Source organism: Flavobacterium sp., from assembly GCF_044368625.1.
Lineage (GTDB): Bacteria > Bacteroidota > Bacteroidia > Flavobacteriales > Flavobacteriaceae > Flavobacterium.
The window spans coordinates 1-12,591 of record NZ_JBIPPD010000082.1 but is presented as its reverse complement, the minus strand read 5'-3'; the positions used below and the strand labels follow the sequence as shown (position 1 = coordinate 12,591).

The window sequence follows — 12,591 nt, the reverse complement described above, 5'->3', positions numbered from 1 at the left end:
GCAATTAGAATTCAGTTCTGACTTATTTTCAGCATAAAGTTGAAATATTGACCTGTTTATAGGCAGTTACAATGCTTATTTCTAAAATCGTCAAAACTTTCGGATAGCAATGATAATAAAAGGAGAAACATTAAAAATATTATGCTTATTGACATTTGTATAAATATCATAAATCTTATTAATTTTTCCTAAAGCAAGATGAGGAATCAGCAAACTGCCCGTAGAAGTTCCTAAAAGCAAATCATATTGATTGCCGCGAACCTCCATTAGATATTGAGCAACTCCTCCTGCGAATGCCCCTTTACTTCCTCCTCCAGAAATAACTAACGCTCTCATATTACTTCCTTAATTAAACGACCCAACTGATTTTTCTCTCGCTCAGGAAGTTGTGGCAACATTTCTTCAAAAAACTTTCGATGAATAGTACTTTTCAAAAGACTTCGGATATTTTCTCGTGCGAATTTCACAAATTGCCATTTGTGACTTACCAACGCATTAACTAAATATTTTAACGTGTTCTGATCGTTTTTGTCCAGAAACAATAATTTTGCAATTGCATTTTGACGTAAATTGCTCTCATATTTTGGAGTAGCATAATCCAATAATTCATCATAATAACGTGCTTTTTTATCGTTTTCAAAGTCTTTGGTTGCCAAAGCTAACGTAAGCCATAAAACTTTCAAATTTTTGTCGTTGAGACCAATCCAATATCTTGATTGGTTTAAAACTGTAATCCTTTCATCTGGAAATTCAGACCAGTATTTGTTTAAGGCAATTTCACGAGTAATGTACGATTGATCCTCAAATAATGTAAGATACATATTTTTAAAATCCGAGGGAATGGAATCCGTCGTTTTTGCAATAGCTTGCCGAATTTTATAATCTCCAGTTTGCATCGCTAGTTTCAAAATTTGTTGTTTCTCGTTGTATGGGACATATTGCAACTGATAAATAATTTCTTCCTTTAATGGGTAAAACGCGTTTCCTTTCAACACATTTACATACGTATTTTCTTGTTCCGTAAAAGGCTTTCTTCTCATTTCAGAGACTTCGAAGTACGCTCGAATAAAAGAGCTTTCATTCAAAATCTTCATTGCAGCATCGGTTTGAAAAACAGGACTTTCCAACCAATTATTCTTAAATGCATCCGTATCAAACTTCGAAACTTGATTGATTTCCGCAAGAAATTCGTCCGTATCTACATTTTTGAATTGGTATTTTAATAAATAATTTTGTACTGCCTTTTGAAAATTTTCAGGCCCAACATTTTCCCTTAAATAGTGCAAAGCCCACGCACCCTTTTGATAAAAAGTTAACGAACTTGCTTTTTCATTCAAAATCGGAATGCTGTCTGTTTTGGAAGCACTTATCAGTCGCTCAGCAATTTCATACAATTCCCAGTTAAAATAGTCATCACCAAAAAGTTCTTTTTCTGCCAATAGTGCATAGTATGTGGCAAAACCCTCTTGAAGCCAATGATGCTTTCCAGATTTAGCAGTAATCATATCGCCAAACCATTGGTGTGCCAATTCGTGAGCATTGACATTGATATAACTTCGGTCGTTAAATCCGATGGTATCTACAACAAAATCTTGTGAAAAAATCGTAGCTGTTGTGTTTTCCATACCAGCATAAAGAAAATCTTTTACTGGAACTTGCCGGTAGATTTTCCAGGGGTATGAAACGCCAATTTCTTTTTCGAAAAAATCAAAAATTTGAACGCTATGGCGATACGTTGGTTCAAATTTAGGAGCATCTTCAGGTCTTATGTACAATTCAAGTGGAGTTCCGGAAGTTGTTTTTAAAATCTTCTTTTCAAATTTCCCAATGGCTAACATAACGAGATAGGAACTCATGGGTTTCTCCATTTTGTAACTCCAAACTGTAAGTGAGTCTTTTTGGGATTTTTCTGCTAAAACGCCATTTGATATAACTTCGAAATCGCTGCTAAAAGAAATGGTCGTATTAAAAATGACTTTTTCATTTTCGTTGTCAAAACTAGGCAACCAATGACTGGTAAATTTACCCTGACCTTGTGTCCATATTTGCTTTCCATCCCCATCGCCCACAAAGTATAGTGTTTGTTTCGGTATTGCTTTATAGGTTATGGTTAGTGTATTTTTCCCTTTTTTGAATCCTTTATACAATTGCAATTCCTTGCCTGAATTATTATAAACAACTGGTTTTTTGTTTATTTTTACTTCTGAAAAAATCATATTTTTTGCGTCAATGCGAATGGTGTCGATAGATGACTTTATGTCAAATTCATAAGTAACCGTTCCTTCAACCGATTGTTGATTAAAATTAATCCTCAAATTGGAATTTACCGATTTAAAATCGACTCTGGAAATTTGCTGTGCGACGCCTACATTTGAAATTAGTAGCAACAAAAAGCATTTTATTTTAGTAATAGATGCAAACATGCTTCTGGTTTGGGTTTGAATTTTACTGTCCTTCGTAGATTTTCAACAACTGCGTAACCGTATTCCAGTTTCTAATTGTTGCGGTAAGGTTTAATTTCTTTTCGATATATTTTTGATCTAATCTGGTTTTTCCAGCTCCAATAGCGTATTTTATATATATTTTATTGCCATCAATTGCAGCTTCATCGGGCTTAAATTGACTGATTTTTAAATCGTTAATACTTTCATTTCGAAGTGTATTGGACAAAAAAGCCACATATAATTTTTTAGTATCCAAGTCTTTATCTTTCAAAAAAGGATTGTGAACTAAACAATTTTTTAAATCATTTTGATTCACTACCACCACTGGAACTTCATGACCAAAGGTTTTGAAAATCTCTTGTTTGATTACAAAACCTACTTTAGACGCGTTTTCTTCGTCGGAATTCACAAATACATTTCCCGACTGAATGTACGTTCGTACGTTTTGAAAACCAATAGTTTCTAACGCACTTTTTAGTACTTCCATTTTCATCATATTGTGTCCCGAAACGTTGATACCGCGAAGAAGTGCAAGGTGTGTGTACATTTATTTTAATTTTAGTTTCAAATATAAAGCTTTAGAACCAAAATTTCTTTAAAGAAAAATTAAAGTATTCTAAAATATCTTTGTGCAAATGCTCATTTCCAAATTTCCCAATTAAAAACTATCTTCGCTTTTTTATACACCACTTGTTGCAAAAACTACAGATGAGCCAATTATTGCAAACTCCAATCGAATTTCTCAAAGGCGTTGGTCCTAGTCGCGGCGAATTACTGCGTAAGGAATTGGGTATTTACAAATACGGTGATCTAGTACAACTTTTCCCAAACCGATACATCGATCGAACTCGATATTATAAAATTAATGACCTCACCCCAACCAATGCCGAGGTACAATTAATCGGCAAAATCATCAGTTTGAAAACCATCGAACAGAAACGAGGCAAACGACTTGTGGCAACATTCAAAGACGAAACGGGACAAATGGAACTCGTTTGGTTTCAAGGTCAAAAATGGGTTAAGGAAAGTTTGAAACTCAATGTGGATGTGGTTGTTTTTGGAAAATGTGCCGCATTTAATGGCATTTTCAACATGCCTCATCCCGAAATTGAGCTGCTTTTGGAGCACCAACAAAGTCTGCGTTCGGCGATGCAACCCGTTTATCCATCAACAGAAACGCTTTCCAATCGCGGGATAACCAATCGTGTTTTTATCAAAATGATTGAGCAATTATTTGCACAACCCGAACTTAATTTTATCGAGCCACTACCCGATTATTTAATTAACGAACTGAAGTTGATTTCGAAAAACAAAGCGCTATTCAATATCCATTTTCCGAGAAGCAACGAAGATTTGGCGAAAGCACAATTCCGACTCAAATTTGAAGAATTATTTTTTATTCAAATGCAGTTGATTACAAAAAATCTGATTCACAAGCACAAAATTAAAGGGCATCCTTTTACTAATGTGGGAAGAAATTTTAATGATTTTTACAACAATCATTTGCCGTTCGACTTGACCAATGCCCAAAAAAGAGTATTAAAGGAAATTAGGAACGATATGGGAAATCCATCTCAAATGAACCGACTTTTACAAGGCGATGTGGGTTCTGGAAAAACCATTGTTGCATTGATGAGCATGCTTCTTGCATTGGACAATGGTTTTCAAGCTTGTTTGATGGCGCCTACAGAAATTTTAGCCAACCAACATTTTATTGGACTTTCAGAACTGGCAGTTCCATTAGGCTTGAATATCAAACTATTAACAGGTTCAGTAAAAACTGCTGATAGAAGAATAATCCACGAAGAGCTAGAAAGCGGTTCTTTACAACTGTTAATAGGAACGCATGCGCTTCTGGAAGATAAAGTCAAATTTAAAAATTTAGGTTTGGCAATTATTGACGAGCAGCACCGCTTTGGAGTAGAACAGCGTTCAAAACTTTGGAAAAAAAATGCTATCCCACCACATGTTTTGGTTATGACGGCAACGCCGATTCCGCGGACTTTGGCAATGAGTTTGTACGGCGATTTAGATATTTCGATAATCGACGAATTGCCACCCGGCCGAAAACCCATACAAACCGTGCATCGTTTTGACTCCAATCGATTGCGGGTTTGGAAATTTATTCGGGATGAAATTGCCAAAGGCCGACAAATTTACATAGTGTATCCGTTGATACAAGAATCGGAAAAAATGGATTATAAAGATTTGATGGACGGATACGAAAGCATTTCACGCGATTTCCCGCTTCCGGATTATGCCATTTCGATTGTGCATGGAAAAATGAAACCCGCTGAAAAAGAGTTGGAAATGCAACGTTTTATTAGAGGCAAAACGCAAATAATGGTAGCTACAACGGTGATTGAAGTAGGTGTAAACGTTCCAAATGCCAGTGTCATGATTATTGAAAGTGCCGAACGTTTCGGACTCTCGCAACTGCACCAGCTTCGTGGTCGTGTGGGTCGCGGAGCCGAACAGAGTTATTGCATTTTGATGACTTCGCACAAATTATCTGCCGATAGTAAAATTCGGATGGAAACCATGGCGCGAACCAACGATGGTTTTGAAATTGCAGAAGTAGATTTGAAACTTCGTGGTCCAGGCGATATTATGGGTAAACAGCAAAGCGGCATTTTAAACCTCAAAATCGCTGATTTGGTCAAAGACCGCGATATACTTGAATTGGCACGTCATCATGCGTTGAAAATCTTGAAAAATGACGCACCACTTGAAAAACCCGAACACGCAACTTTGCGAAAAGTTTTTATAGAAATTTCGGTCAAACAAAATATTTGGAACTATATCAGTTAAAAAAATTAACACCAAACTTTTGTTAAAAAAAAATTAACTAGAAAATACTCCATTTTATAAACTTTAGTTTTGCTTTTTTCACAATCAAATTATATCATGAAAGTAAAATACATTGTTTACGCTATATTAATCTTTGGAATTGGAGCCTTTATTGCTTATCGAATTACCGAGAATAAAAGTAAAAAAGCGCAAAATGAAAATAATGGAAATGCAAAAAAACAACCCATAAGTGTCAGTGGAAAAGTGTTGAATGCCCAAGAATTTGCCAATAACCTTTCGCTTTCCGGATCGATAGAAGCCAATGAACAAGTAGATATTCGAAGTGAAATTTCTGGAATTGTGGAAAGTATCAATTTTCAAGAAGGAAGTACAGTTGCCAAGGGCCACGTATTGTTAAAAGTAAACGATTTGGAACTTCGAGCACAATTGGCACAAGTAAAAACGGCTCAAAAATTAGCCTCAGAAAACGAAAGAAGAGCCAAGTTGTTATTGCAAAAAGAAGCCATAAGTCAAGAAGAATACGACATTGCAAGTGCCGATTTTTTTTCTGCAAAAGCACAAGCCCAGCTCATTCAAGCCCAATTGGCAAAGGCAACTGTTCGAGCGCCGTTTTCGGGAAAGATTGGTTTACGTTCCATCTCAAAAGGAACCTATGTAACGCCAACGACTTTGATTGCCAAATTGGTCAACACCACTCAACTCAAAATTACCTTTTCAATTCCCGAAAAATATGCCTCACAAATGAAAGTCAACAACACACTTTCGTTTACAACAGCAGGTTCCAATGAAGTTTTTGCAGCCAAAATTTATGCCATCGAACCTGAAATTGAAGTGACAACCCGAACTTTAAAACTTCGAGCTATTGCACAAAACCCGGAAGGAAAATTATATCCAGGAACTTTTGCAAATGTCACGCTTCCGCTAGAAAAACTGACCGATGCCCTACTCGTTCCTACCGAAGCATTGATTCCAATTCAAAACGGGAAGAAAATTTTTGTTACAGAAAATGGTTTAGCCAAAGAAATAATTGTCGAAACCGGAGCGCGAACCGACAAAGAAATCCTGATCACTTCTGGATTGAAAGTTGGTGATACGATCCTGACTTCGGGCGTAATGACCCTAAAAGACGGAAGCCCTGTAAAAGTAAAACTTCAAAAATAAATTTTCGATATAGGTAAATCCTAAATCTAATCCCCAAGCTTCGGGACTAAAATCCTAAATCAAATGAGTTTATCAACTTTAAGTATAAAGAGACCCGTTCTTACCATTGTATTGAATCTTTCGCTGATTCTGTTTGGGATAATTGGTTACACCTACCTCGGAATCCGCGAATTTCCTTCGATTGATCCAGCACAAATTTCGGTACGAACCAGCTATTCGGGAGCCAATGCCGATATTATTGAGTCACAAATTACCGAACCTTTAGAAAAAGCAATCAATCAAATCGACGGAATCAGGAACATTACATCTTCTTCCAATCAAGGTTCGAGCAACATTACGGTCGAATTTAATTTAGACAAAGACTTGGAAGCCGCTGCAAATGACGTTCGCGATAAAGTTTCGCAAGCCATTCGAAGTTTGCCGCAAGATATCGATGCTCCACCTGTAGTCTCAAAGGCTGATGCCGATTCGGATCCGATTATTACAATGACGGTTCAGAGTGATAAAAAGAATGTTTTGGAGCTTTCGGATTACGCCGATAATGTTATTGCACAACGACTTCAAACGATTCCAGGCGTAAGTAGTGTTCAAATTTGGGGACAACGAAAATATGCGATGCGACTTTGGATTGATCCGGTAAAATTGGCTTCGTATGGAGCTACTGTTTCCGAAGTGAGAGATGCTTTGAATGCTCAAAATGTAGAGTTACCATCGGGAAAATTAACCGGAGCCAACACCGAACTGACGGTAAAAACCTTGGGAAATCTTTCTACTGAAGAACAATTTAATAATATTATTATTCGTGCCGATGGCGAAAAAGTGATACGTCTTAGCGACATCGGTAAAGCATCCTTAGAAGCAGAGAATTTAGAAACCAAGCTTAGCGATTCGGGACAGCCGATGGTGGGAATGGCGATTATACCGCAACCAGGAACAAATTATTTGGAAATTGCCGATGCTTTTTATGTTCAATTCGAACAGTTAAAAAAAGATTTACCGAAAGATTTCAAATTGAACATTGCCATTGACAACACCGTTTTTGTAAAAAAAGCAGTTATTGAAGTTGCAGAAACCTTATTAATCGCCATCATTTTGGTGGTTTTAATCATCTATTTGTTTTTTAGAAACTGGGCCATCGCCTTCCGTCCGCTGATTGACATTCCGGTTTCGTTGATTGCAACATTTTTTATCATGTGGCTTTTTGGATTTTCCATCAATGTTTTGACACTTTTGGCAATTGTACTGGCAACGGGATTGGTTGTTGACGACGGAATTGTGGTTACGGAAAATATTTTTAAAAAAGTAGAAGAAGGCATGTCGCCTATTGAAGCAGCTATTAAAGGTTCAAATGAAATTTTCTTTGCAGTAATTTCGATTTCGATAACTCTTGCAGCTGTGTTTTTACCCGTTATTTTCTTAGAAGGATTTGTAGGACGACTTTTTAGGGAATTTGGTGTAGTAATAGGAGCTGCCGTTTTGATTTCGGCTTTTGTATCGCTAACCTTAACCCCAATGTTAAACGCCTATTTGATGAAAGGTGGCGAACAAAAAAAATCCAAATTTTACAATTGGAGCGAGCCTTATTTTGTAAAACTAAATACAGGTTATGCGGATACTTTAGCTAAATTTATGAAACGTAAATGGTTGAGTTTTCCAATTTTAATTGTCTGCATTGGAATGATTGCCTTGTTTTTTGGAACCCTACAAAAAGAAACCGCACCTTATGACGACAGAAGTTACATTAGTTTAAACGTTTCCGCTCCCGAAGGTGCTTCTTATGATTATATGGATCGATTTATGACCGAATTGACCGAACTCATCAACGATTCAATTCCTGAGAAAAAAGTGAGTTTGATTATTACCTCACCTGGTTTTGGTTCATCATCTGTAAACAGTGGTTTTGCCCGAATTGCATTAGTACAACCTGGTGAACGAGAGACATCTCAAAAAGAAATTGCCGAAAATTTGACCAATTGGACCAAGCAATTTGTAAATGCCAAAACTTCCGTTTCTCAATCTCCCACGATTGCTGTAAACCGTCGCGGTGGTTTGCCCATTCAATACATTATTCAGGCTCAAAATTTTGAAAAATTACAAGAAAAAATTCCTGAGTTTATGGATGAAGTAGCTAACGACCCTACCTTTTCGATAACTGATGTGAATTTAAAATTCAATAAACCAGAAGTTTACATTACCATTGATCGAGAAAAAGCACAAAGTTTGGGCGTTTCTGTAATTGATGTGGCGCAAACCTTGCAACTTTCGTTGAGTGGCCAGCGATTTGGTTATTTTATGATGAATGGGAAACAATATCAGGTTATGGGGCAATTTGACAAAAAAGACCGAAACGCCCCAATGGATTTGACCTCGATGTTTGTAAAAAATACGAGTGGCGCGTTGATTCAACTGGACAATGTAGTGAGTATCGAAGAACAAAGTAGTCCGCCTCAATTGTACCACAATAATCGATATATGTCGGCTACTGTTTCGGCGGGATTAGCTCCCGGAAAAAGTATCAGCGACGGGATTGACGCTATGGAACGTGTGAAGGAAAAAGTTTTGGACGACAGTTTTACAACCGATTTGGGAGGTGAATCCCGCGATTTCGTCGAAAGTAGTTCCAATACAGCTTTTGCTTTCGGATTGGCATTATTGCTTATTTTCTTGATTCTTGCAGCTCAATTTGAAAGTTTTATCGATCCATTTATCATAATTCTAACTGTTCCGATGGCGGTGGCTGGAGCATTATTTTCGCTGTGGCTCTTTGACCAAACTTGGAATATTTTTAGTCAAATTGGTACCATCATGCTCATTGGATTGGTTACTAAAAACGGAATCTTAATTGTCGAATTTGCCAACCAGCTTCGGGAACAAGGGAAAACAAAAATGGAAGCCATTATGGAAGCATCGGAATCACGACTTAGACCTATTTTAATGACAAGTTTAGCGATTGCTTTAGGTGCTTTGCCAATTGCTATGTCACTTGGAGCAGCATCTACGAGTAGAATTGGTATGGGAGTCGTAATTGTGGGCGGAACATTATTCTCCTTAATTCTGACCTTATTTGTCATTCCAGCCATTTATTTTATGTGGTCGCGAGCGAAAAAACACCGACCCGAATTTGATAATATAAAAGAATATGAAAATGAATAAGGCTATGAAATGTAAAATCATTTTTGCATTTGCATTCTTTTTTACAAGTGTTTTAGGATTGCATGCCCAAGAAATGCTAACTGTTGAAGAAGCTGTGAAAATTGCTTTAGAAAATAATTTCGAAATCAAAATTGCTTCGAATGATTTGAAGATCGATGAACAAAATGTGAGTTTGGCCAATGCCGGAATTTTACCAAGTTTGAATGCAAATGTTATTAACAACAACAACATTTTAAACACGAAACAAACCCAGCTTGATGGTACGGAACGAGAGTTGGATAATGCCAAAAATCTCAATCTAACCTATGGCGTTGCTTTAAACTGGACGGTTTTTGACGGTATGCGAATGTTTGCACGACACAATCAATTGAAAGAGTTGGAAAAATTGGGCGATGCCGAATTGAAAATGACGATTCTCACCAGAATCAGCGACGTCATTACCACCTATTATGATATCGTTCAACAACAGCAACAGCTAAAAGCGTTGGATACTACCATCGTTATTTCGAATGCACGAATCGTTACGGCAAAAAATAGATATACAATTGGTAAAGCGTCGAAACTAGAAATGTTAAATGCAGAAGTGGACTTGAACACCGACACTACTGCATTTTTGAGACAACAAGAACTATATGCCAATACCAAAATTTTATTGAATCAAATGTTAGCCCGCGATCCCAAAACAGATTTTAAAGTGGTTGAAAAAGTGCAAATTGACGAGAATTTACTACTTCCCGATTTGATGACTTTAGCCGAAAAACAAAATCCTCAATTGCAAACCCAAGTAATCAATAAACGCATTGCCGAACTCGAGTTAAAGCAAATAAAAGGCGACCGTTATCCGGTGGTGAACATCAGTTCGGGATATAATTTTACCCGTCAGGAAGCTTCGTTGGGTTTTATCACGCAATCTTCTGGACGTGGTTTTGTGTACGGAATAAACGCAACAATGAACATTTTTAACGGTGGATTGCAAAACCGAAACGAACGCATTGCTAAACTGCAAATTGAAAATGCTCAAATATTGATTGACCAACAAAAATTGACATTGAATACGCAACTTTCTACGGCCTATCAAACCTATCGAACCAATTTGCAATTGAGTAAACTGGAAACCAAAAATGAGGAAATTGCCAAGGAAAATATGGACATTACTTTTGAAAAATTCAGAATTGGAACCATTACCAACACCACTTTAGAATTTCGAACTGCTCAAATTAACTACATCAATGCTAAGGTTAGAAGCAGTAACGCCCAGTTTCAAGCAAAAATATCGGAAGTGGCTTTAAAAGAATTGGCTGGAATATTGAATTTGCAATAGTGTTACAATAAATGAATTAGCGTATCTTTGAGTAAATTTTGCTACTTAAAAATCAAATCTATGGGTTTTGCAATTTCAACTTCTCAATTATTAGTCCTTTTATTTATTTTACTGATTGCGAATATTTTTTATTCCTTTGTAATTATAAACAAGCCCTACAATGTGCTGTCGAGAATTTTTAGTGTATTGATAATTTGGATGTTTCCCTTAGTAGGAATAGCTTCTGTTTTTATTTTTACTAAAATTATACCTGCTACAAATGTTGATTTTAAGTAGTTGTATCCATTATTTTTTGACTTAAATTTGAAAAAAATGTAGTTAAATGGTTTCATATAATACCAAAGATTGGTTCACTTTTATTTTCCGTTTTCACAAAGCAGATACATTCCGGAAACTCTTGCCGATCATGTTTGCCATAGGTTTGTATTGCGGAATAATCGAATATTTAGAAGTCGAATATTTGAATTTATCATCCAATAGTAATATCAAAAATATCACGATAATGCACGGAATGTTGGGATTCGTGATTTCGTTATTACTCGTTTTTCGAACCAATACGGCCTACGATCGCTGGTGGGAAGGTCGAAAACTATGGGGCAGTTTGGTAAACAACAGTCGGAATTTGGCCCTCAAATTAAGTGCAATTTTAACACTAGAGGAAGACAAAGATTTTTTCCGAAAAACGATTCCGCATTATGCAAACGTGCTCAACAATCATTTAAAGAATGAACAAACTGCCATGCAACTTTTTGATGATTTGGAGTTAGAAATCAACCATCAAATACATTTGCCAAATCAAGTTGCCAAGAAAATGTTTGATAAAATCAATCACTTTTACCTTTCGGGCAAACTAACGGGCGATCAACTTATTATTATCAATTCAGAATTGCAATCGTTTACCGAAATTTGTGGCGCTTGCGAACGAATTAAAAACACACCCATTCCGTATTCATACAGTGCTTTTATAAAAAAATTCATCTTTTTTTATGTCATGACATTGCCTTTTGGATACGCGTTTAGTTTGGGCTATTATGTTATTCCGGTTGTTGTTTTTATTTTTTATGTTTTGGCAAGTTTGGAATTGATTGCAGAAGAAATTGAAGATCCTTTTGGTACAGATGAAAACGATTTACCTACTCAAAAAATTTCTGAAAACATCAAAAAGCATGTTGAGGAGTTACTTTAGTTAAAAATTAGCAATAACAAGTCATTTGTAAATAGTTTATTTTATCTTTAGGTTGCTAATCTCAAAAATCAGCAAAGTATGAACTTACACAAAAACTTATTACACCTTCCTGCATTAACTGAAGAAAAATCTTTAAAAACATTAGTAGAAAACAGATCGATTTTTTCTCTAAACCATTGTGAGTTAAATATTTTTGAAACCTATCAAAAATCAAACCTAGTACCTTTAAAATTTAATGATTTAGTCGTAACGAGTATGTTGCGAGGTAAGAAAATAATGCATCTTTTTGACATGCCCGAGTTTGAATATTTACCGGGTGAAACAGTTGTGATTCCTTCCAATGTTGAAATGAAAATTGATTTCCCTGAAGCTTCCTCAAAAAATCCAACACAATGCATTGCCCTTGCAATCGATCAAAATAAAATAAAAGAAACCATTTGTTTTTTAAACGAACGCTATCCAAAAGAAGGTGAAAATCAGTTGTGGCAATTGGATTATCAAAACTATTTTTTTTA

The 12,591-nt window shown here is 36.2% G+C and carries 8 protein-coding genes and 1 pseudogene; 6 read left to right on the top strand and 3 right to left on the bottom strand.

Features of this window, described 5'->3' with window-relative positions; all coding sequences use genetic code 11:
• Positions 1 to 111: 111 nt before the first annotated feature.
• The 3 genes and pseudogenes from ACIQ2X_RS08025 to ACIQ2X_RS08015 form a co-directional block, all read right to left on the bottom strand.
• Positions 112 to 336, bottom strand: a pseudogene (locus tag ACIQ2X_RS08025) (patatin-like phospholipase family protein); the annotation flags it as partial.
• Positions 333 to 2,390, bottom strand: a complete 2,058-nt coding sequence (locus ACIQ2X_RS08020; protein WP_396178409.1) for a M1 family metallopeptidase — start codon at positions 2,388 to 2,390, stop codon at positions 333 to 335. The gene ACIQ2X_RS08020 and the pseudogene ACIQ2X_RS08025, both read right to left, overlap by 4 nt.
• Positions 2,391 to 2,445: 55 nt before the next feature.
• A complete protein-coding gene (locus tag ACIQ2X_RS08015; protein WP_396178408.1) occupies positions 2,446 to 2,991 on the bottom strand; it encodes a DUF1697 domain-containing protein in 546 nt (181 codons plus the stop codon).
• Positions 2,992 to 3,152: 161 nt separating this feature from the next.
• On the opposite strand from ACIQ2X_RS08015, the gene recG reads away from it, so the two are divergent.
• The 6 genes from recG to ACIQ2X_RS07985 form a co-directional block, all read left to right on the top strand.
• Positions 3,153 to 5,255, top strand: a complete 2,103-nt coding sequence (gene recG, locus ACIQ2X_RS08010) for an ATP-dependent DNA helicase RecG (protein ID WP_396178407.1) — start codon at positions 3,153 to 3,155, stop codon at positions 5,253 to 5,255.
• A 96-nt stretch (positions 5,256 to 5,351) separates the two neighbouring features.
• Positions 5,352 to 6,416: an efflux RND transporter periplasmic adaptor subunit gene (locus ACIQ2X_RS08005; protein WP_396178406.1), complete on the top strand. Its 1,065-nt coding sequence runs from the start codon at positions 5,352 to 5,354 to the stop codon at positions 6,414 to 6,416.
• A gap of 63 nt (positions 6,417 to 6,479) precedes the next feature.
• Positions 6,480 to 9,569, top strand: a complete 3,090-nt coding sequence (locus tag ACIQ2X_RS08000; protein ID WP_396178405.1) for an efflux RND transporter permease subunit — start codon at positions 6,480 to 6,482, stop codon at positions 9,567 to 9,569.
• 4 nt (positions 9,570 to 9,573) lie between these two features.
• On the top strand, positions 9,574 to 10,890 hold the full coding sequence (locus ACIQ2X_RS07995; protein ID WP_396178404.1) for a TolC family protein: 1,317 nt from the start codon (positions 9,574 to 9,576) through the stop codon (positions 10,888 to 10,890).
• 322 nt (positions 10,891 to 11,212) lie between these two features.
• Positions 11,213 to 12,076, top strand: coding sequence for a bestrophin family protein (locus tag ACIQ2X_RS07990; protein ID WP_396178403.1), 864 nt, complete (start codon positions 11,213 to 11,215; stop codon positions 12,074 to 12,076).
• Positions 12,077 to 12,154: 78 nt separating this feature from the next.
• On the top strand, positions 12,155 to 12,591 hold a 437-nt coding region (locus ACIQ2X_RS07985), incomplete at its 3' end, for an AraC family transcriptional regulator (RefSeq protein WP_396178402.1).

Coding starts and splice junctions, on each gene's coding strand:
- ACIQ2X_RS08015 (WP_396178408.1), bottom strand. CDS start 2,991: ATGTACACACACCTTGCACTTCTTCGCGGTATCAACGTTTCGGGACAC.
- recG (WP_396178407.1), top strand. CDS start 3,153: ATGAGCCAATTATTGCAAACTCCAATCGAATTTCTCAAAGGCGTTGGT.
- ACIQ2X_RS08005 (WP_396178406.1), top strand. CDS start 5,352: ATGAAAGTAAAATACATTGTTTACGCTATATTAATCTTTGGAATTGGA.
- ACIQ2X_RS08000 (WP_396178405.1), top strand. CDS start 6,480: ATGAGTTTATCAACTTTAAGTATAAAGAGACCCGTTCTTACCATTGTA.
- ACIQ2X_RS07995 (WP_396178404.1), top strand. CDS start 9,574: ATGAAATGTAAAATCATTTTTGCATTTGCATTCTTTTTTACAAGTGTT.
- ACIQ2X_RS07990 (WP_396178403.1), top strand. CDS start 11,213: ATGGTTTCATATAATACCAAAGATTGGTTCACTTTTATTTTCCGTTTT.